The organism is Micromonospora sp. NPDC050200, from assembly GCF_040656135.1.
In the GTDB taxonomy this organism is placed as follows: Bacteria; Actinomycetota; Actinomycetes; order Mycobacteriales; family Micromonosporaceae; genus Micromonospora.
Genome location: NZ_JBFALG010000001.1, coordinates 260,422 through 281,582 on the forward strand (window position 1 = coordinate 260,422; position 21,161 = coordinate 281,582).

A 21,161-nucleotide genomic window follows, 5' to 3' on the forward strand; every position below is an offset into this window, starting at 1 on the left:
GATGCCGCCGTGTCCGCCGTCACCACAACGGCGGGCGCGGCGCCGCACTGTCACCGCCCTGGAGGAGACGGCATGAGCCGCGAGGATCCCTGCCACGAGGTCGTGACCGGGACCGATCTGGTGGTCTACGGCACCGGGTGGTGCCCCGACGTCCGGCGTTGTCGGGCCCTGCTGGACGCCGCCCAGGTCACGTACCGCTACGTCGACCTCGACGAAGACCCAGCCGCGGTAGCGCTCGTACGGATGCTGCAACACGGACCCCGTCGCGTTCCCACCCTGGTCTGGCCCGACGGCCGCCTGCTGGTCGAGCCGACCGACGACGTGCTGCGTGCCCATCTCGCCGAGCGAGGGACCGCGGGTAACTCCACCAGCTGATCCCGGCCACGTCAGCAGGTCATCGAGCCACTGCGGTCGCCTGCCATTGCCGGGCGACCGCAGCGGCTCGTTGGATCTCCCGCCGTCACCGTTTGCCGGCGGGCCTCATGCCGTGACGAGCGCTACGCGCTGGCGAGTTCGCGAACACCTGACGTCGATCACCACCGAACGCCGTCGCACACCTCCTCCGCCGTGGACGGTTCCACCTGCAGGGTGCAATGGTCGATGCCGAACCCGTCGTGCAACCGGGCCCGCGCCGCCGCCAGAACCGGCCCCAGCTCGGCACCGGCACGCAGGCTCAGGTGTGCCGAGGCCACGTCCATGCCCGAGGTCAGCGTCCACACGTGCAGGTCGTGCACGTCGGCCACCCCGGGCAGGTCGATCAGGCTCGCCCGGACCGCCGCCACCTCGATGTGCGGCGGGGCGGCCTGCACCAACACACGCAGCGCGGCGCGGGCGAGTTGCCAGGTACGCGGGAGGATGAACACGCCGACCGCCACCGCGACGACGAGGTCCGCGTAGAGCCAGCCTGTCGTGGCGATCACGACAGCGGCGGCGATCACCCCGACCGAGCCGAGGAGATCGCTCAGCACCTCGAGGTACGCGCCGCGTACGTTGAGGCTCTCCTTCGCGCCGGCCCGGAGCAGCAGAAACGCCACCACGTTGGCGATCAGCCCAGCGATGGCGACGAGAAACATCGGGAGAACCAGCACCTGCGGCGGGTCACCGAACCGGCGTACCGCCTCGACGAGCACGAACACCCCCACCCCGAACAGCAGGACGGCGTTTGCCAGCGCCGCGAGGACCTCCAGCCGGTACAGACCGAACGTGCGGTGACCGCCGTCGGACGACCGACCGGCTGCGGTGATGGCCGCGACGGCCAGCGCGATCCCGAGGACATCGGTGAACATGTGCGCCGCGTCCGACAGCAGCGCCAGGGAGCCGGTGAGCCAGGCTGCGACCGCCTCGACAACCATGAACGTGGCCAGGACGGCCAGCGCCGCCCAGAGCGGTTTCCGGTGCCGCGCACCCGCCCGCATCGCTTCGCCCCCATGATTGTGGCCTGCTCCCATGTCCGCATCCCTCCGACCTTGGCGATGCCACCAACATATGCTCGTATTGCAATGTATGCAATAGTGAAACGGGTTCCGTTCCCAGTTGCGCCAGCAGCGAGCCATTTCATCGCGATCACGGGACGCCTGAACAGGTGCGCGCCGGCATGTCGTTCCGCCAGACAGGACGAAGCGCCCCCGCCGGCCCGCGCACCCCCGGCCGGCCTCCGGGAACAGCACGACGTCGGCCAGCTTGTAGAACAGGTCCAGCCGGCCGCCCCGGCCGGGTGATCTGCTCACACCGTCGCGGAGCGGCCCGGTGCGAATTGCCGGATACTGGCCTCGGTGGCACCGTCAGCAAGGAGGTCGCCCAGGGCCTCGCCGACAGCCGGTGCGTACTTGAATCCTCCGCCGGAGAATCCGACGGCGACCGCGACGTGCGCGGCGTCCGGAAGCAGCCCGACGACTGGCCGGCCGTCCTCCGTGTACGACTCCACGTGCACCGAGGTCTGCACGGGACGCGGGTTGAGTCCGGGCAACCGGCGCGCGACGACCTCGCGGACCTCCGCGATGTGCTCGGCGGTGAGGTGGGGATCCGGTCGCGCCGGATCGGCCACCTCTGGGTGCGGGCGGGTCTTCACGCCGATCTTCACCGTGGCACCGTCCTGGCTGGGAAAGCCGTAGACGGAGGCACCGCCCGGCAGGCCGACCCGTTCGAAGACGGGAAAGCGTTCCGCGCCGTACAGCGACGGGTCGTCCGGTACGAACCAGGTCTGCGCCAACCGACGGGCGGTCAGTCCGGCCGCCCCGATCGCCGCCCGCAGTCCGTCCGGCAGCAGCGTGGCCGCCCAGGCGCCAGGGGCGAGGACCACCGCGTCGAACGTCTCGCTGTGCGGTCGGTCCGCGCTTCGTCCCGTACGTCGGTAGGTCAGCCCGACGGTGTCGGATCTTACGTCGATGTCGAGGATCTCGGTGTCATGGTGCACCGTCGTCCCGAGCGTCTCAGCCCGTTCGATCGCGGCGAGGATCGCCAGCTCGGGCCGGAGGAAGCCGGTCACCCAGTCATGGACAGCGATGTCCTCGTCGTCGACGGCGTGCTGGGGGAAGCGCCGCCGCAGCTCCTGTGCGTCGAGGACGCGGTGCGCCAGCCCCCAGTTCTCGCAGCTGGTCACGGCCTGCCGGACGGAGGTGCTGCCGGCGGGTCCGAGGATCAGTCCGCCGGTCTGCTCAAGCAGACGTCGTCCGGTTGCTTCCTCCAGCCGGCGCCACAGCCGCTCGGCCCGGAGAACCAGCGGCGGCAGGTCCGGGTCGGCCATGCTGATGACCGCGAACCGGCGGGTCTGCCCGCCGGATGCCCCGCGGTGGTGCGGGACACCCCAGCGGTCGAAAGCGTGCACCTCCAGGCCGCGCTCGGCCAGCTGCCAGGCAGCCATGCTCCCCACCGCTCCGGCCCCGATGACCGCGGTCCTCCGGCGAGCGGTTCCGACGAGGTTCATGAGGCCAGCGCCGGGGCGGCGAGGTACTTGAGGTTCTGGTACTCGGCGAGCCCTTCGGCACCGCCTTCCCGACCGAGACCGGACTCCTTGATCCCGCCGAACGGTGCGGCCACGTGGGACAGCAGTCCCCGATTGATGCCGACCATGCCGCTGTCCAACCGGCCGGCGACCCGGGCGATCCGGTCGCTGTCGCGCGCCACCAGGTAGGCCGCGAGCCCGAACGGGGTGTCGTTGGCCAACGCCACCCCCTCGTCCTCCGTCCGGAACCGGCGGATGCCCGCGACCGGGGCGAACACCTCCTCCTGCAGCAGGAGAGCGTCGGCGCTGAGGTGGTCCAGCACCACCGGGGCGAACCAACTGCCCGGGCCGTCGGGCACGCCGGCACGCCCCAGCAGCGTCGCCCCTTTCGCGATGGCGTCGTCGACCAGCCGGTCGGCCTTGGCCACCGCGCGGTCGTCGACGAGCGGGCCGAGGTCGGCGTCCGTGGTTCCCAGCCCGACTCTGATCGCGGTGAGGGCCTCGGTGAGACGGGCGGCGAACTCGTCGGCCACCGGTTCCTGGACGAGGAACCGGTTGGCCGCCACGCACGACTGGCCCCCGAGGCGCATCTTGGCGATGACTGCCTCACGGACCGCGAGGTCGAGGTCGGCGTCGTCGAAGACCAGGAACGGGGCGTTGCCGCCGAGTTCCATCGACGCGCGCAGGACGTGCGCACCAGCCTGCCGCAGCAGGAGTTTCCCGACGGGAGTGGACCCGGTGAAGGACACCTTCCGCAGTCGCGGGTCGGCGATGAGGGTGCTGCACACGGCCGCCGGATCCGTGGTGGTGACCACGGTGAGGACTCCTGCCGGGACCCCCGCGTCCTGGGCAAGCTGCGCGAAGGCCAGCGCGGTCAGCGGGGTGAGCTCCGCCGGTTTCAGGACAACCGTGCAGCCGGCGGCCAGCGCCGGCGCGACCTTGCGGGTGGCCATCGCCAGCGGCACGTTCCACGGGGTGATGAGCAGGCAGGGGCCGACCGGGCGCGGGACGGTGAGGATGTGCCAGCTGCCGTCGGGGGTGGGGGTGCTACGGCCGGAGCTGCGGACCGCCTCCTCGGCGTACCAGCGGACGTACTCGGCGGCGTAGCGGACCTCGCCGCGGGCCTCGGCGAGGGTCTTGCCGACCTCGAGGGTGATGAGGGCCGCCAGGCGCTCCTCATCGGCGAGCATCGCCTGATAGAGCCGGTGCAGGATGTCCGCTCGCCGGCGGGTCGGGGTGGCCGCCCAGGCGGGGAACGCGTCACTCGCCGCGGTGAGCGCGAGCAGGGCGTCGTCCGGTTCGCAGTCGGCGACGGCGACGACCGGCTGGCCGAACGCGGGATCGGCGACGGCGAAGGTCCGCCCGGAGCGCGGCGCCGACCACTCGGTGGTCAGGAAGCCACCGGGCAGCGACGCGGCTGCGGTCTCTGTGAGGTCGCGGTGCCGGGTGATGTCGGCCGGATGCAGCGCCGACGCCCGCGCGGGCTCAGGCGGATTCGAGGGTACGGGCTCGGTCGAGAGCGCGCTTGAGGACGTCAGCGGCACGGGAGATCTCCTCGGCGGTGATGACGAACGGGGGACTGACGTGCAGAGAGTTGTCGGCCAGCAGCCGGGTCAGGACGCCCTGCTCCCGCGCGGCGCGCAGTACGGGACGTGCGTCGACGTCGGGGGCGAGCTGGACGGCCGCGAGCAGGCCGACCCCGGCCCGGACGTCGACGACGGCTTCGTGGTCGCGCAGCGGGGTGACGGCCTGGGCCAGGACGGGCTCAAGGTCCAGGACGCGGTCCAACAGACCTTCCTCCTCGAGGATGCTCAGGTTCACCTCGGCGGCGACGCAGGCCGCGGCGTGGCCCGAGTACGTCAGGCCGTGACGGAAGACCGGGGCGTCGGGGGTTTCGGCGAAGAACGGCTCCCAGATGCGCCGGGACACCAGCACGCCGCCCAGCGGCAGGTAGCCGGAGGTGAGGCCTTTGGCCATGGTGAGCAGGTCCGGCTCGATGCCGAAGCGCTGGCAGGCGAACCAATGCCCGGTACGCCCGAAGCCGGTGATGACCTCGTCGGCGATGAGCAGAATGTCCAGGCGCCGGCACAGCTCAGCCAGCCCGGTGAGGTAGCCGGGCGGGGGCAGCAGCACTCCCCCGGTGCCGATGACCGGTTCGGCGATGACAGCGGCGACGTTGTCGGGCCCGAGCCGGAGGATCTCGGCCTCGGTGGCGGCCAGGTCGTCCCATGGCACGCGGGCGGTCTCGGGGATCAGCGAGTCACTGCCGTACCCGTCGCGGTTGCTCTGGATGCCGGTGATGCTCGTACCGAACCCGTGCAGGCCGTGGTAGGCGTGCTGGCGGGAAACGATGATGCGCTTGCCGGGCCGCCCGGCCACCTGCCAGTGCCGGCGTGCGAGCTTGCAGGCGGTGTCGACGGAGTCGGAGCCCCCGCTGGTGAGGAAGACCTTCGCGTCAGGGATGGGACCCAGCCCGGCGAGGCGCTCGGCGAGTTGGATGGCGGGGCGGTTGGCCATGCCCTGGAACAGGTGGTACGTCTCCAGGACGGTCATCTGCTGACGAACGGCGTCGGCGATGCGGGTGCGACCGTGTCCGACATTGGCGTGCCACAGGCCGGCCGGCAGGTCGAGCAGCTCCTGGCCGTCCTCGGTACGCACCGAGGCCCCCCGCCCCGACGCGATGACCGTGAGGGTTTCCTCAATGGTGGACATCGCGGTCTGCGGATGCCACAGGCTGTTGCTGGTCACGAAAGGCTCCTCGTCACGTCGGGGAAGGGGGCGGTAGCTGGTGGCAGGAACGGTGCGGGTCAGGCGGCGGCCACGACGTCCTCGACGACCTCGGCGTGGATGTGCAGCATCCGGGCCACCAGGCCGTTACCGCGGGTGAACTTCAGGTCCTCCGGCGCTACGGCATCGTCCGCGCCGGTGAAGAACGCGGCACCCTGGTCCATGGACTTGTCGGACTTGTCGTCGGGGTAGAGCGGGTTGATCGAGTTTTCGATCTTCGGCCACAGGGCCCGGGCGGCCTCGGTGCTCTCGAACTCCAGCGTCATCACCAGCGTGTTCGGGATGAGCTCCCCGGCGCACTCGCGCAGCACGGAGCCCCCGAGGTAGCCGGGGTGGCCCTCAAGGCTGCGCAACCAGTCGATGAGGCTGGTACGGGCCTGCTCGACCTTGGTGGGCTCGGCAACGAAGATGAAGACGTCACGGCGCTTGGACACGGTGTTCTCCTGTCTCGACGGTGCGGTCGGGATGGGCATGGGGATCATCGGGCAGCGGCACGATGTTGGGGCACTGCACAGAAGTCACTGCGGGGAGCACGGCAGGTCGTAGAAGACCGCACCGGTGGCTCCCTGCGTGTCGTCATGGATGAGCAGGGCGCCGAGGGACTCCCAGAAGGCGACGGCGCCCGGTGAGTGGCGGTAGGTGTGCAGGGCGACGGCCTGGTAGTGCCCCTCCTGGTCCGCGCGGTCGAGAACCGCGCGGACCAGGGCCTTGGCGATGCCGCGGCGGCGGGCCTCCTTGCGGACGTAGATGCGGACGAGCTGGCCGTGCCGACCGTCCTCGTACCGGTCGACGACGTGTTGCGGGGTGAGGCCCGGCTTCAGCCGTCCGTCGCGGATCCCGCCCGTGGCCAGGACCTCACCGGTGCTGTCGTCGGTCACCACCAGGAGGAAGGGGCCGGTCCCTGGGGCGTAGTGGGTCAACGGGTCGTCGACGTCGGCGTGGATCTGCGGGTCGTAGGCGTCGCCGAAGTCCTCGGCGATGCTGCGCCGCATCACCGACTGCGCGCCGGGCAGGGTGCGCTCACTCAGCAGGTGGATCGACCATGTCGGGGAGCCGGCCATGGCTGTCACCGCGCGCCCGGGCGTTGCGCGGCGAGCCTGGCCCGGTATGCCTCCCGGGCTTCCTTCGTGGCGTGGTGGCCGGACAACTCGTGGAGGCCGTCGGGCATCACGCCGTTGACGGTGGGGTGGATGTGGACGGTGACCCGGTCGAGGTTGCCGACGGTGTGCATCAGGGAGTGCTGCACGTCCTCGGCCACGTCGTGGGCCTCGGTCACGCTCAGCCGGGAGTCGACGCCGATCTCCGCGTCGCCCTCCATGCGGTGGCCGGACCAGCGGGCACGGACCTCCCCGACGGTCTCGACGCCGGCGACGCCGGTGATGGTGGTGCGCATCCGGTCGATCGTCGCCGGTTCCACGCCGTCCATGAGGCGGCGGATGATGATGACCAGGGAGTTGATCAGGATGCCGGTGATCGCCACGGCGATGAGCAGGCCGACGATGGCGTCGGCACGGGCGAACCCGAGCCACACGCCGAGCACGCCGGCGACGACGGCGATCGAGGTGTACCCGTCGGCACGGGCGTGCTGGCCCTCGGCGATCAGCGCCGCGGATCCGATGCGACGGCCGGTCCGGATGCGGTACACGGCCACCGCCTCGTTTCCGAGGAAGCCGACGACCCCGGCGGCGAAGACCCACCAGAGGTTGGCCAGCGGGTGCGGGTTGACCAGCGCGTCGATCGACTCCCAGATGATCAGCACGATCGAGGCGACGATGACCAGGGAGATGAACAACCCGACCAGGTCCTCGGCGCGCCGGTAACCGTAGGAGAACTTCTTCGACGCCGCGCGACGGCCCAGCCGGAAGGCGATGATCAGCGGGATCGTGGTCGCCGCGTGCCCCAGATTGTGGATGGTGTCGGCCAGCAGGGCGATCGACCCGGACACCGCGACGATGACCATCTGCGCGATCGCGGTGGCCATCATGCCGGCCAGCCCGATCCAGGCCGTGCGGATCCCGTCCTTGGACGATTCCTCGGCGGTCTGGATCGCGTCGTTGGCGTCGTGGGCATGCGGAGTGACCGTGTGCTTGATCCGCGCCCACAGGCCGGTCCCGTGGTCGTGATCGTGCCCATGCCCGTGATCGTGGCCGTGATCGTGCCCATGCCCGTGATCGTGGCCGTGATCGTGATCGTGGCCGTGATCGTGGCCGTGATCGGTGGCGGCGGCCGGCGCCTCGGTCGAGTGGTGATCGTGATCGGAGTGGTCGTGGCCATGCTCATGGCCGTGCTCGTGGCCGTTCATTGCGGCGGGAGCGTCGTCGTGCGGGTGGCTGTGGTCATGCCCGTGGCCATGATCGCCTGTACTGGTCGAGGCTCGCATCGAGAGTCCGTTCGTGCCGGCGGAGAAGGAATCGCGGGGCCTGCAGAGAGCCGGTCGGCTGCCGAGAGGCACCTGCCGCGTCATCACATCTTGTCCACATCGCCAGCACCAGTCAACGGTTGTCAACAATCTTCTTGAGACTCCCCGATGGATCCCCGGGCGGCGAAGCTGACCGCGAACCCGGCGCCGACGTGCGGCTGTCCCCGCAAGTAGCCCATTTGAAGATCGACGCAGCTTGGCGACACGGACTCGTTACCGGCGCGTAACTGTTAATTGTTGACAGGACGTTCGCAGGTCCTTAGCGTTCCACACACCACTCCGGCCAGTGCCGCCTCGGCGGCTCGCAACCGGGTGTGCTATACCGCCGCTCGCCGAGGGCCCGGTCGCACCGACGGGCTCCGGCCCTCACCGGACCGACCACCGACGCTCCCACTCCCACAGGACCGACCGCCACCGGAGGAACTGCTCGTGGACCTGACCAGCGTGCGCCCCAAATACATCACTTTCGACTGCTACGGAACGCTGACCAGCTTTGACCTCAACCTCACCGTCAAGCCGCTGGTCGCCGACCGGATCTCCGAAGCGGACATGCCGGTCTTCCTCAAGGACTACCGCGCCTACCGGATGGACGAGGTGCTCGGCGAGTTCAAGCTCTACCCCGACGTGCTCAAGGACTCCTTCAAGCGCACCTGCGAACGCTGGAACATCGGCTACCGCCCCTCCGACGGGGAGGCCATCGTGGCCTGCGTGCCGACCTGGGGTCCCCATGCGGACGTTCCCGCGGCCCTGGCCAAGCTCGCCGACGCCTACCCGCTGGTGATCCTCTCCAACGCCGTCGACGACCAGCTGCAGCACAACGTCGAGAAGCTCGGTGCCCCCTTCCACAAGGTGTTCACCGCCGAGCAGGCCAGGGCGTACAAGCCCCGCTACCAGGCCTTCGAGTACCTGCTCGACCAGCTGGGCTGCGAACGCGACGAGATCGTCCACGTCGCCTCGCACATCTGGTACGACCTGATCCCCGCCCACGAACTGCGGATCCCGCACAAGATCTACGTCAACCGCGGCTACGACCCCTCCACGCCCTTCTACCAGTACGCCGAAACCACCGACCTGTCCGGCGTCCCCGCCGTGCTGGGTCTCTGAGCTCCGCGAGGAGGACGTCGTGAAGCTGACCAGCTACTGGCTCGACACCGCCGAACCGGCCGGCGACTTCCGCCGCACCGAGATCCCCCGGCACGTCGACGTCGCGGTCATCGGCGCCGGGTTGACCGGGCTGTCCGCCGCGCTGCATCTGGCACGCCGCGGCGCCAGTGTCGCGGTGCTGGAGTCCCACACCGTGGGCTGGGGGGCCTCCGGCCGCAACGGCGGCATGGCCACGACCGGCCTGGCCATCTCCTTCCCGGCCGCGGTCAAGCGGTACGGCCCGGAGCGGGCGGCAACGATGTTCACCGCCTACGACGACGCGATCGACACCATCGAAAAGATCGTCACCGACGAGAAGATCGACTGCGACTTCGAACGCTCCGGCAAGCTCACCCTGGCCGCCAAGCTGGCGCACTACGCCGCTCTGGAGCGTTCGGCGCAGATGATCGAGGAGCTCGTCGGACGCTCGGTCCAGTTGGTCCCCCGCAGCCGCATCCGGGACGAGCTCGGCAGCGACCGCTATCACGGTGCGCAGGTCGATCCGAACGGGGCGGGCGCCCACGTCGGCAAGCTGGTCATGGGGCTGGCCCGCGCCGCGGTCGGTCACGGCGCCCTGGCGGCGGAGAACGCCGCGGTAACCGGCGTCCGCCGCATCGGCCCGGGCCGCGGGCACGAGGTACAGACCACCCGCGGCGCGCTGACCGCCTCCGACGTGCTCGTCGCCACCAGCGGGTACACGGGGTCACTGACCCCATGGCTGCGCCGCCGCATCGTGCCGGTGGGCAGTTTCATCGTCGTCACCGAACCCCTGCCGGACGACCTCGTCGCCCAGCTCATGCCGCACCGGCGAATGGCGTCGGACACCAAGAACCTGCTGTACTACTTCCGTCCCACGCCGGACAACCGGCTGCTGTTCGGCGGGCGCGCCCGGTTCGCTCTGTCCGACGCCCAGTCGGACCTCAAGAGCGGACAGATCCTCCGCAAGGCCATCACCGAGGTGTTCCCGCAGCTGCGTGACGTCCGGCTGGACTACTGCTGGGGCGGGCTGGTCGACATGACGATGGATCAGATGGTCCACGCCGGCGTACGGGACGGGATGCACTACTCCGTCGGCTACAGCGGCCACGGGGTCCAGATGGCCACCCACATGGGCAAGGTCATGGCCGACGTCATCGGCGGCGATCCCACGGCCAATCCGTGGCAGGGTCTGGCGTTCCCGCCGGTGCCCGGTCACTTCGGGCCGCCGTGGTTCCTGCCAGCCGCCGGGGCGTTCTTCCGCGCACTCGACACCGTGCGCTGACCGATCCGAGAACGCGCGATGACCCGGAGGTTCCCCGAGTGTTGTACGTGCTGAGACGGTTCGCCGTCCTCGTGACGACCCTGCTGGTCGCCTCGTTCCTGGTGTTCCTCATTCCCTATGTCACGCCCGGGGATCCAGCCGCACGGATCCTGCGGGCTCGGGTGGGCGACCTGGTCCAGGACCCGGAGACGCTGACCCGCCTCCGAACCGAGTACGGGCTGGACCGGCCATTGCTCCAGCAGTACCTGTCCTGGCTGGGCGCGGCGCTGCAGGGTGATCTCGGTCGGTCGTTCACCAACGGCACGGAGGTCCTTCCCCAGCTGATGCGGGCGTTGTCGGTCACCGCCACGATCGCCGTTCTCGCCCTTCTGTTCGCCCTGTTGGTAGCGGTTCCGTTGGGAGCCGTCTGCGCGGTGCGGCGCGGAACCACGCTCGACGGGGCGATCACCGGCATCACGCAGGCCTTCGTGGCCGTCCCGGAGTACTGGCTCGCCCCGGTCCTGGTGCTGGTGTTCGCCCTGCAGCTCGGCGCACTGCCATCCTCCGGCTGGAACGGGCCGTCGTCGATGGTGTTGCCCTGCCTGACCCTGGCGCTGCGGCCGATGAGCTACTTCACCCAGGTCGCCCGCTCGTCGATGATCGAGGTCCTCGAGGCGCCCTACATCACCGCCGCCCGCAGCCGCGGGTTGAGCTTCGCCCAGGCCATGCTGCGTCACGGCCTGCGCAATTCCATCCTGCCGGTCCTGACCCTGTTCGCGGTCTGGCTGGCCGGCCTGCTCGGCGGGTCCGTCGTCGTCGAGGTGATCTTCGCGGTGCCCGGCGTGGGGCGGCTGATGTACGACGCGGTCATCAACAACGACGTCCCGCTCATCCAGGGCGGCGTCGTGGCGGTCGTCGGCCTGGCCGTGATCATCACCACCCTCACCGATGTCCTCTACACCGTCATCAACCCGACTGCGAGGACTGGCCGTGTCCGTGCTTGACGTCTTCGGCGACGGCGCCCGTCGCCACGAATCCGGCGCTGCGCATCCGCCTCCACCGCCCGAAATCACCATCGCCGGCCCGGCCCGCCACGGGCGTGGAAGGTGGCCACTTGCGTTGCTGGCCGGGGCCATCCTGTTCGGGGTGATCGCCATGCTCCTGCTGCTGGCACCGTGGCTGGCGCCCTACCCGCCGGCCCAGCAGGACCTCGTCAGCCGGCTGGAAGGTCCCTCCGCGGCCCACCTGCTGGGCACCGACCACCTGGGCCGTGACGTGCTCAGCAGGCTGCTGAGCGGGGGCCGGTTCTCCCTCGCCGTAGCCTCGATCACGCTGGTGATCTGTGCCGCCACCGGCACTCTCGTGGGGTTCCTTGCCGCGCGGCGGGGTGGTCTGCTCGACAGCATCGTCATGCGCGTCACCGACATCCTGCTGGCCTTCCCGGAAATGGTGGTCGCGCTGTTCCTCGTCGCGGTCCTCGGCGCCGGTGACCTGACGTTGCTGCTCGCCCTGACCATCGGCGGGTGGACCCCGTTCTGCCGGCTGGCCCGCGGTGTCGCGCTGGAACTCAACGGCCGTGACTTCATCGAAGCGGCTCAGGCCCTGGGTTGCTCGGGGTGGTTCATCATCCGCCGCCACCTGCTTCCCAACGCCCTGCCCCCGTTGCTGGCCCACGCGGCAGTGCGCTTCGGTCACAAGCTCATCACCGTCGGCGCCCTGTCCTACCTGGGGCTTGGCGTCCAGCCGCCGTCCTCCGACTGGGGTTCGATGCTGTCCGAGGCCACCCCATACCTCGACCGGGCGCCGCTGCTGGTCCTGGCACCCGGTGCCGCGATCTTCTTCGCCGCTCTCAGCGTCACACTCATCGGCCGCGGCCTGGAAATGCGCCGGGCCCGGAGAGGCAGGTCCTCGTGACCCCCGGAGCCCCGCTGCACGTCCGCAGCGGTCAGACTGAACACGCTCACGCAGTCCTGCAACTGCGGACCGTGAGCGACGGGAACGGCACCCAAACCGGGAGAAGTACACCCATGAGCCACCAGACCCAGGCCGCGGCGGCCAAGACCTCGAAGCGCACCCTCGCGGAGGTGGTCACCGGGCTGCTGCGCGACCGCATCCTCGACGGGGAGTTCCCGCCCGGCACCCAGATGAACGAAGTCGAGCTCGCGGCGTACTTCGAGGTCTCCCGCGGCCCTCTGCGGGAGGCGATGCAGCGTCTGGTGCAGGAAGGGCTGCTGGTCAGCTATCCCCGCCGCGGGATCTTCGTCCCCGCCTTGACCAGCGAGGACCTGGAAGACATCTTCGTCGCCCGCCAGGCAATCGAGCGCGAGGCACTGCGCCGGGTCACCGCCCGAGGGGTCTCCGCGGGCCTCGTCGCCGATCTCGAAGTGATCGTCGCGCGCATGAAGGACGCCGCCGCCCGCGCGGACAAGAGCGCCCTGGCCGCCCTCGACCTCGCTTTTCATCGCCGCCTGGTCGGTGCTGCCGGCAGCACCAGGCTGGATCGGCTGTACGGACTCATCGCCAACGAGATGCGGCTGTGCTTCCGGATGATCGTCGACAGCTACAGCGATCGTTCTGACCTGTCGGCCGAGCACGAGCAACTGCTGCACGTCATCGCCAGCGGCGACAAGTCCGCCGCCAGGACGCTTCTGGACCATCACTTCGGCGACCCCGGCGACCTCCAGGCGGCGGCGTCGGGCCAACCGCTCAAGCACGGCCTGCACCCCCACCCGCATCACCATTACGGCCCGTCGGCGCACGACCAGATCGTTCACGACCACGCCGACAGCTACCGCCACGGCAACCACGGAGAGGGCCACCAGGCCCCACCACACCCCCGGGAGCAGCCATGAGCGCACGTCTGGAGGTTCGCGACCTGACCGTTCACGCCGGACGGCCCGGACAGGCCCCGCCCATCCTCGACCGCATGAGCCTGACCCTGAACCCCGGCGAGGTACTGGCCCTGGTCGGCGAATCAGGGTCGGGCAAGAGCATGACCGCCCACTCGGTGCTGCGCATGCTGCCGGCCGGGTTACACATGCACGCCGAGGCCCTGCAGCTGGATGACCTGGACCTGCTCGCCGCCTCCTCACGGGCGTTGGACGACGTCCGCGGCCGGCGCATCGCAATGCTCTACCAGCAGCCCAAGCGGATGCTCGACCCGACCGCGACCGTCGGCAGCCAGGTCGCCGAGCCGCTGCGCCGGCACCTCGGCATGAGCCGGCAGGCCGCCCGCCGCCGGGTCGTGGAGCTGCTCGCCGCCGTCGGGATCCCCGATCCCGAACGCCGCGCCGGCGACCATCCGCACCAGATGTCCGGCGGCATGGCCCAGCGCGTCATGATCGCGATGGCGCTGGCCGCCCACCCCGATGTCCTCATCGCCGACGAACCCACCACCGCCCTGGACGTCGCCGTCGAAGCGCAGATCCTGCAGCTGATCGCCACCCAGCAGGCCGAGACCGGAATGTCGGTCCTGTTCATCTCCCACAGCATCACCACCGTCGCCTCCATCGCCGACCGCATCGCCGTCATGTACGCCGGCCGCATCGTCGAGGACGGACCGGCCGCCGACATCCTCACCGCCGCCGAGCACCCGTACACCCAGGCCCTGTTGCGCTGCTCCACCCTGCAACCCGACGACACCGGCCACCTGCACGCCATCCCCGGCAACGCCACCTCGGCACGCGCCGTCAGTTACGGCTGCCGATTCCGCCCGCGTTGCGCCGTCGCGGCCGGTGACGCGGAACTGGGCTCCCACTGTGACAGCGAGGAACCCGACCTCGCCTGCTGCGGTACCCACCGCAACTCCCGCTGCTGGGTCACCATCGACACCCGACGGCAGGTTCCGGCATGAACGACGTCGCGCAGAACTCCGACATCGCCACCATCGACCACGTCACCAAGCAGTACCCGTTGCCCCGCAACCGTTTCGGGCGCCGACTGCACTTGCACTGTGTCGAGGACGTGTCCCTGCGTATCCGCGTGGGAGAGGTGCTGGGGCTGGTCGGTGAATCCGGCTCGGGCAAGAGCACACTCGCTCGTCTCCTGCTCGGCCTCGTACCGGCCGACTCCGGACGGATCGATGTCGCCGGACTGAGGGTCGGCACGTTGCGCGGCGCCCAGCTGCGCCAGCTGCGCCGGTCGGCGCAGCTGGTCTTCCAGGACCCGCACGCCGCCCTGGACCCGCGGATGACGCTGCAGGAATCGCTGCTCGCCCCGCTGCAGCAACACCGCATCGGTACCCCGCAGGAGCGCCTGCGCCGGGTCACCAACGCGCTGGCGGAGGTGGGCCTGGACGACAGCTTCCTGGCACGCCGGCCAGGAGACTGCTCCGGCGGGCAGCTGCAGCGGGTGGTCATCGCCAGAGCCCTTCTGCTGGAGCCCCAGCTGCTCGTCTGCGACGAGCCCGTGTCGGCCCTGGACGCCTCGGTGCAGGCGACCATCCTGAACCTACTGGTCGACCTGCGTCGCTCACGGGAGCTGAGCATGCTGTTCATCTCCCACGACCTGCGGGTGGTCAAGTTCCTCGCCGACCGGGTGGCGGTTCTCTACCTCGGGCAGGTCGTGGAGATGGCCACGCACGACAGCCTCTTCACCGGTGCCCTGCACCCCTACACCCTGGCGCTGTTGGATTCCGGTCACGGACACCGTATCGACGCCGCTACGCCGGATCGGCTCAAAGGTGAACCACCCAGCCCCGTCTCCCCGCCTCCCGGCTGCCTCTTCAACACCCGGTGTCCGCTGGCCACCGACCGGTGCCGTGCCGAGCAACCCGACCTCGTCGACGCCGGAGAAGGCCACCAAGTCCGCTGTCACCGCTGGACGGGGAGCAGGAAGCTGCTGGCCGTTGAGGAGAGCCGCGCATGAGCCTCATGACCGAACGTACCGCCACGGCGAGCGCGCCCGCCACCCGCTGGACCCCACCCGGTAAGGCGTACGCCGGCGGGCGCTGGCAGGAAACGACCCGGACCACCGCCATCACCGATCCCGAAACCGGCGGCTTCCTCGGCGAGGTCGCCGACAGCACCGCCGCAGAGGTAGGCACGGCCGTCGACGCGCTGGTGGACACCTTCCGGGTCACCACCGCTGCCGACGGTACCGACTGGCCGCTGTGGCAACGCCGGGAGGCCCTGCACCGCGCTGCCGAACTGGTGAAGCAGCACGCCGAACGGTTCACCGGCATCGTAAGCTCCGAGGGATGCAAGATCATCAGAGATGCCCGTCGGGAGGTGGCCCGGGCGGCGGAGACCCTGCGGCTGTCCGCCGGTGCGGGACACGCCCTGCAGGGCACCAGCGTGCCGTTCGAGGACACCTCCCTTGGTGCGGACCGGCTCGGGTGGAGCAGCAGGGAGCCGCTCGGGGTCGTCGCTGCCATCACGCCGTTCAACGACCCGCTGAACCTCGTGGCGCACAAGGTCGGCCCGGCCCTGCTGGCCGGCAACGTCATCGCGGTCAAGCCGCACGAGGCAACGCCGCTGTCCGCACTTGCCCTTGCCGAGCTACTCCTCGAGGCCGGCGTTCCCGGCGATCGGATCGCCGTGCTGCCGGGCGGCCCGATCGCCGGGCGGGAGCTGGTGTCGCACCCCGGCGTCGACGTCGTCTCCTTCACCGGCGGGGTCCGCACCGCTGACGAGGTGGCCCGTCTGGCCGGCGCCCGGACCCTGCTGATGGAGCTGGGCGGATCCAACCCGGTCATCGTCGACCACGGCGTCGACCTGGTGTCAGCCGCGCAGGCCATAGCTGAGGGGGCGTTCGGGTGCGCGGGGCAGAACTGCCTGTCGGTGCAGCGGGTCTACGTGGTCGCTGAGCACTACGAGGAACTGCTCAGCCACTTGACCCATGCGACCGCCCAGCTCAGCGTCGGCAGCAAGCACGACGAGAGCACCGACGTCGGGCCCTTGATCAACACGGCAGCCGCGCGGCGGGTGGAGCGCCGGATCGAGGAGGCCGTCGCCCGCGGCGCGGTCGTACGCGCTGGAGCGGTCCGTCAGGGAGCCACGTACCAGCCGACCATCCTCACCGACCTCGCCCCCGACGATCCCATCGTCACCGACGAGATTTTCGGCCCCGTGGTCAGCGTGCTGCCCGTGGCCGGTCTCGACGACGCCGTGCACCAGGCCAACCGCCCGGCCGCCGGTCTGCAGGCCGGGGTCTTCACCCGCGACACCACCGCAGCCCTACGCACGGCCCGCCGCCTGCGGGCCGGCGCAGTAATGATCAACGACACGTCCGACTTCCGTATCGACGCCATGCCGTTCGGTGGTTTCCACCGCAGCGGCATCGGCCGGGAAGGCGTCACCAGCGCCGTCGTGGCGATGACCGCACCCAAGGTCATCGCAGCCCGGCTGACCTCCATCAGCTGAATTTCCTCACCGAACAATACCGATCGGCCCGCCCGCCCGACCTGGATGAGCGGACGGCAGCCGGTCATGCCGTGGTCGCCATGTCCCCTTTGTTCTCCATCCAACGACGTTGAGGAACACCATCATGGACGGAACCCGCACCCTGACCACCCTCGCCGGCTTGTCGACAGCCCTCGTCGTCCTCGCCGGTTGCTCGTTCGACTCCGGGAGCAACGACGCCACCGCAGGCGGCAGCTCCAAGCTGGTGATCGCCGACCTGTGGGCACCCGACTCCGGGTACGCGCTGGAGACCGACGACGCCTTCACCCTCACCCGCGCCGGCTGCCTGGAAACCCTGGTGACCGTGGACGGAAACAACCAGGCCCAGCCAGGTCTGGCCACGGATTGGAAGCAGACGGCACCCACGTCCTGGACATTCACCATCCGTGAGACCAAATTCCAGAACGGCACCCCGCTCACCGCCAAGGTCGTCGCCGACGATCTCAACCGGCTCCTGAAGGCCACTGCGCCGCCGCGCAGCTTCTCCCCCAGCGTCATCTCCACGGTCACCGCCGCCGACGACCGGACCGTACGGATCGATACGCCCGACGAGGACCACTTCCTGCCGCTACGGGTCAGCGTTCCCAACACCGGGATCCTCGCCCCCGAGGCGTTCTCCGGCACCACCACGAACCCGGTCGGCACCTGCACCGGGCCGTTCAAGATCACCAGCACCGGAACGGGCCAGTCGCTGTCACTGACCGCCAACGACGACTACTGGGGCGGGGACGTCGCCCTCGACAGCGCCGAAATCCGCTACGCCGAGAGCGGCTCCACCCGCGCCACGCAGCTGCGTACCGGTGAGGTCTCGGTGGCCGCCAACCTCCCCGTCACCAGTCTCACCCCCCTGAAGGGCGACGACCGCATCACCCTGGAGCAGGCTTCACTGCCCCGCACCACGGGCCTCTACCTCAACACCCGCAAAGCCCCCTTCAACAGGATCGAGGCCCGTCGCGCAATCCAGAACGCCCTCGGACTCGACGCCATCGTCAAGGGTGTCTACGAGGGCACCGCCACCGCGGCGGCCGGACCGTTCACCCCCGACGAGCCCTGGACGCCGGCCGGACTGCACCCGGTGCAGGGAAACGCCCCCGCCGCCAAGGCCATCATGGCCGCCGCCGGCATCGACCCCAAGTCCCTCGGCTTCGAGCTCATCGCCTACTCCGACCGGCCCGAGTTCGCCGACCTCGCCCAGGTGATCCAGGCGCAACTGGCGGAGGCCGGCATCACCGTGAAGATCCGCACCGGGGAGTACGCCTCGGTCGAGGACGACCTCATGAGCGGTAACTTCCAGGCGACCCTGCTGTCCCGCAACCATCTCATCGACCTGCCCGAGCCCATCAGCATGCTTCGCTCGGACGAGACCTGCAAGGGCGGCTTCAACCTCGCCGGATACTGCAACCCGCAGGTCGACAAACTCGTCGCGGAGGCCGGGACCACGGCGGACACGGCCAAGCGCCAGGCCCTCTACGGTCAGATCGCCACCCAGCTCGCCACCGACGTGGCGTTCGTCCCGCTCGTCCACGAGAGCCTCACCATCGGCGTGGCGCACAACGTCCGGGGCGTGCCGACCGACCCGCTGGAGCGCACCCTGCTGACGAAGGACACGAAACTGTCGTGACCATGACCCTCCCCGAACACCCCGGCACCGGGACGACACGGCACCACGTTGTCGATGTCGTCCCCGGTGACGGCATCGGCACCGAGGTCGTCCCCGCCGCGGTCCGCTGCGTCGACCTCCTGGCGGAAACGTTCGGATTCACCGTCGAGTGGCGCGACCGCGGGTGGGGGTGCGACCACTACCGGGCGCACGGGCGCATGATGCCCGTCGACGGCCTCGAGCAGTTGGCCTCCGCCGACGCCATCCTGCTGGGCGCCGTCGGAGCACCGGACATTCCCGATGACATCACCCTGTGGGGTCTGCTCATCCCCATCCGCCGGGAGTTCGTGCAGTACGTCAACCTCCGGCCGGTCCGATCTCTGCCCGGAATCCGCTCACCGTTACGCTCGGACACCCCGATCGACCTCGTCGTCGTACGCGAGAACGTCGAAGGCGAGTACAGCGAGGTCGGCGGCCGGGTCAACCGCGGCCGGCCCGGCGAGTTCGCCGTTCAGGAGGCGGTGTTCACCCGGGCCGGCATCGAACGGGTGGCACGCTTCGCCACCGACCTGGCCCGGCGACGCTCGGGCCGGCTGGTCTCGGCGACGAAATCCAACGGCATCATCCACACGATGCCGTTCTGGGACGAGGTGGTGGCCGAGGTGGTCGCCGGCAGCGGGGTGGAGCTGGAAAAGGTCCTCATCGACGCCCTGGCCGCCCGGCTCGTGCTGCGGCCGGAGAGCATCGACGTCATCGTCGCCTCCAACCTGTTCGGCGACATCCTCTCCGACCTCGCCGGCGCCCTGGCCGGGTCGATCGGGGTTGCGCCCAGCGCCAACCTCGACCCGACCAAGACATACCCATCGATGTTCGAGCCCGTGCACGGATCGGCACCCGACATCACCGGCCTGGGCATCGCCAATCCGGTCGGCACCCTCTGGGCGGCGGCCATGATGCTGGACCATCTCGGCGAACCCGCGGCTGCCGCCAGTCTGGTGTCCGCCTTCGAGCACGTCCTGCGCGCGGGGATCGCCACACCCGATCTCGGCGGTACGGCGAGCACCGAGCAGTTCACGACCGCTGTCGTCCGTGCCCTCGCGGGAGGAACGCCGTGAGCACGCGCCAGCGATCGCCGGATCCACTGGACGCGACCGCCGTCCGCCGTCGTCTGCACCGGCGACCCGAGATCGGCTTCCTCGAGATCGAGACCGCCGACCTTGCCTGGGGCGTCCTCGCCGACCTGGGCTGGCAGCTACGTGGCGGCGGCGACCTCGTCGACGTAAGCAGTCACCCTGGTGTGCCGAGCCGTGACGAACTCGACGCCGCCGTCCAGCGGGCCGCCGCGCGGGGGGTGCCGGCGGCGTCCGTGCACCGTTTCCGGGACGGAAACACCGCCTTCGTCGCGGAGCTACGGGGCGCACGCCCGGGTCCACTGGTCGCCCTGCGGGTAGACATGGACGCCTTGCCGATCCAGGAAAGTGGTTCCAGCAGTCACCACCCCGCAGCGCAGGGTTTCGGCTCAAGCATCGACGGCGCGATGCACGCCTGCGGACACGACGGGCACGTGGCCATCGCGCTGCGGGCAGCAGCCCTGCTGTCCGACCGGCAGTTCCCCGGCACCGTACGCCTGCTGTTCCAGCCCGCCGAGGAGGGGGTCCGCGGCGCTGCTCCCATGGTGGCTGCCGGACTTGTCGACGACGTCGACGTCCTACTGGCCGTCCACCTCGGCTTCGGTACCCCGGACGGGTGCGTCGCGGCCGCGACCGAGTTGTACGGGACCTCGAAGCTGCGCGCGGAGTTCACCGGGGTCGCCGCCCACGCCAGCGGAGCGCCCGAGGAGGGCCGCAGTGCCCTGCTGGCGGCGGCGTCCGCCGTCCTGGGCCTGCACGCGCTGCCGCGCTACGCGACCGCGACCACCCGCGTCAACGTCGGGACGCTGCACGCACCCGGCGCGGCGAACATCGTCAACGCCCGTGCCGTCCTCGGCGCCGAGATCCGGGCCGACGGCGCCGCCGAGCACGACGACCTGGAGCGGCGTGCCCGCGACGTCATCCACGGCGCGGCCGCCATGCACGGGGTCACCGTGGACATCGCCAGAACCGGCTGGGCAACCAGCGCGTCCACCGACAGCGCGGTCCTCACCAGGATCGAAACCCTCGCCCCGAGCTGCGGTCTACGTCTTCTGCCGCCGCGTCCGCTGCGGGCAAGCGACGACGCGACGCTGTTCATGCGGCACGTCCAGGAACGCGGCGGACTCGCCGGATACCTGCTCGTGGGTTCCGGAACATACGGACCGCATCACTCGCCGACCTTCGACCTGGACGAGGCCGTGCTGGCCCCGGCCGCCGACCTCCTGGCCGCGTTCATCCGATCCCGATGCCCGTTCTGATTGCCCCGCCCCGTGCCGGATGTACTCACTTCTTGGTGCGGGCGGGTCGCCGAGGGGCGGACCAGCCACGGCGACGGAGACAGCCGGGCTCCCCTCGGTCGGGTGCCCGGCCGTCGAGGTGGTGGGGTGCTCAGGCAGCGAAACCCAGCGCCAAGAAACAGGCCACCGGCGCCATGTACAGCAGTGGGAACGGAACGTGCGAGAACCAGCGCGCCCGGACCACGGGGAGGACGGCACACCA

The 21,161-nt window shown here is 70.2% G+C and carries 20 protein-coding genes; 13 read left to right on the forward strand and 7 right to left on the reverse strand.

Annotated elements, in window-relative coordinates:
* Nucleotides 1-72 precede the first annotated feature (72 nt).
* On the forward strand, nt 73-375 hold the full coding sequence (locus AB0I41_RS01080) for a glutaredoxin family protein (protein ID WP_357100273.1): 303 nt from the start codon (nt 73-75) through the stop codon (nt 373-375).
* A gap of 158 nt (nt 376-533) precedes the next feature.
* Here AB0I41_RS01080 and AB0I41_RS01085 read toward each other — a convergent pair whose 3' ends face one another.
* The 7 genes from AB0I41_RS01085 to AB0I41_RS01115 all read right to left on the reverse strand — a co-directional run bounded on the left by AB0I41_RS01085 (nt 534) and on the right by AB0I41_RS01115 (nt 7,832).
* Complete coding sequence (locus tag AB0I41_RS01085; RefSeq protein WP_357100526.1) at nt 534-1,448, reverse strand: cation diffusion facilitator family transporter; 915 nt, start codon at nt 1,446-1,448, stop codon at nt 534-536.
* 275 nt (nt 1,449-1,723) lie between these two features.
* A complete protein-coding gene (gene solA, locus AB0I41_RS01090; protein ID WP_357100275.1) occupies nt 1,724-2,923 on the reverse strand; it encodes an N-methyl-L-tryptophan oxidase in 1,200 nt (399 codons plus the stop codon).
* Nucleotides 2,920-4,485 (reverse strand): NAD-dependent succinate-semialdehyde dehydrogenase, encoded by a 1,566-nt coding sequence (locus tag AB0I41_RS01095; protein WP_357100278.1) that lies wholly within the window; start codon nt 4,483-4,485, stop codon nt 2,920-2,922. Before AB0I41_RS01095 ends, solA begins: the two co-directional genes overlap by 4 nt.
* Nucleotides 4,427-5,689 carry an aspartate aminotransferase family protein gene (locus tag AB0I41_RS01100; protein ID WP_357100281.1) on the reverse strand — a complete coding sequence of 421 codons (1,263 nt, stop codon included), beginning with the start codon at nt 5,687-5,689 and terminating at the stop codon, nt 4,427-4,429. The genes AB0I41_RS01095 and AB0I41_RS01100 overlap by 59 nt, the downstream gene beginning before the upstream one ends.
* 59 nt (nt 5,690-5,748) lie before the next feature.
* On the reverse strand, nt 5,749-6,162 hold the full coding sequence (locus AB0I41_RS01105; protein WP_357100284.1) for a hypothetical protein: 414 nt from the start codon (nt 6,160-6,162) through the stop codon (nt 5,749-5,751).
* An 84-nt stretch (nt 6,163-6,246) separates the two neighbouring features.
* On the reverse strand, nt 6,247-6,789 hold the full coding sequence (locus AB0I41_RS01110; RefSeq protein ID WP_357100287.1) for a GNAT family N-acetyltransferase: 543 nt from the start codon (nt 6,787-6,789) through the stop codon (nt 6,247-6,249).
* A 5-nt stretch (nt 6,790-6,794) separates the two neighbouring features.
* The gene (locus AB0I41_RS01115) at nt 6,795-7,832 is read right to left on the reverse strand and encodes a cation diffusion facilitator family transporter (RefSeq protein WP_357100529.1); all 1,038 of its coding nucleotides are present in this window, start codon (nt 7,830-7,832) and stop codon (nt 6,795-6,797) included.
* A gap of 9 nt (nt 7,833-7,841) precedes the next feature.
* Between AB0I41_RS01115 and AB0I41_RS01120 the strand changes: the two genes are divergently transcribed.
* From AB0I41_RS01120 to AB0I41_RS01175, 12 genes are all read left to right on the forward strand, one after another.
* Nucleotides 7,842-8,246: a hypothetical protein gene (locus AB0I41_RS01120; RefSeq protein ID WP_357100537.1), complete on the forward strand. Its 405-nt coding sequence runs from the start codon at nt 7,842-7,844 to the stop codon at nt 8,244-8,246.
* A gap of 330 nt (nt 8,247-8,576) precedes the next feature.
* A complete protein-coding gene (locus AB0I41_RS01125) occupies nt 8,577-9,251 on the forward strand; it encodes a haloacid dehalogenase type II (protein ID WP_357100290.1) in 675 nt (224 codons plus the stop codon).
* Nucleotides 9,252-9,270: 19 nt separating this feature from the next.
* Nucleotides 9,271-10,551: an FAD-binding oxidoreductase gene (locus AB0I41_RS01130; RefSeq protein WP_357100293.1), complete on the forward strand. Its 1,281-nt coding sequence runs from the start codon at nt 9,271-9,273 to the stop codon at nt 10,549-10,551.
* Nucleotides 10,552-10,589: 38 nt separating this feature from the next.
* A complete protein-coding gene (locus AB0I41_RS01135; RefSeq protein ID WP_357100296.1) occupies nt 10,590-11,534 on the forward strand; it encodes an ABC transporter permease in 945 nt (314 codons plus the stop codon).
* Entirely contained in the window at nt 11,527-12,444 is a 918-nt protein-coding gene (locus AB0I41_RS01140) for an ABC transporter permease (RefSeq protein WP_357100299.1), read from the forward strand. Before AB0I41_RS01135 ends, AB0I41_RS01140 begins: the two co-directional genes overlap by 8 nt.
* Nucleotides 12,445-12,557: 113 nt before the next feature.
* Nucleotides 12,558-13,382, forward strand: a complete 825-nt coding sequence (locus AB0I41_RS01145; RefSeq protein ID WP_357100302.1) for a GntR family transcriptional regulator — start codon at nt 12,558-12,560, stop codon at nt 13,380-13,382.
* 74 nt (nt 13,383-13,456) lie between these two features.
* Nucleotides 13,457-14,383 (forward strand): ABC transporter ATP-binding protein, encoded by a 927-nt coding sequence (locus tag AB0I41_RS01150; RefSeq protein WP_357100305.1) that lies wholly within the window; start codon nt 13,457-13,459, stop codon nt 14,381-14,383.
* Entirely contained in the window at nt 14,380-15,396 is a 1,017-nt protein-coding gene (locus tag AB0I41_RS01155) for an ABC transporter ATP-binding protein (protein ID WP_357100309.1), read from the forward strand. Before AB0I41_RS01150 ends, AB0I41_RS01155 begins: the two co-directional genes overlap by 4 nt.
* Nucleotides 15,393-16,892 (forward strand): aldehyde dehydrogenase family protein, encoded by a 1,500-nt coding sequence (locus AB0I41_RS01160; protein ID WP_357100311.1) that lies wholly within the window; start codon nt 15,393-15,395, stop codon nt 16,890-16,892. The genes AB0I41_RS01155 and AB0I41_RS01160 overlap by 4 nt, the downstream gene beginning before the upstream one ends.
* Before the next feature lie 124 nt (nt 16,893-17,016).
* The gene (locus AB0I41_RS01165; RefSeq protein ID WP_357100314.1) at nt 17,017-18,552 is read left to right on the forward strand and encodes an ABC transporter substrate-binding protein; all 1,536 of its coding nucleotides are present in this window, start codon (nt 17,017-17,019) and stop codon (nt 18,550-18,552) included.
* A gap of 2 nt (nt 18,553-18,554) precedes the next feature.
* A complete protein-coding gene (locus AB0I41_RS01170) occupies nt 18,555-19,646 on the forward strand; it encodes a tartrate dehydrogenase (protein ID WP_357100531.1) in 1,092 nt (363 codons plus the stop codon).
* Nucleotides 19,643-20,920, forward strand: a complete 1,278-nt coding sequence (locus tag AB0I41_RS01175; protein ID WP_357100316.1) for an amidohydrolase — start codon at nt 19,643-19,645, stop codon at nt 20,918-20,920. The genes AB0I41_RS01170 and AB0I41_RS01175 overlap by 4 nt, the downstream gene beginning before the upstream one ends.
* Nucleotides 20,921-21,161 lie beyond the last annotated feature (241 nt).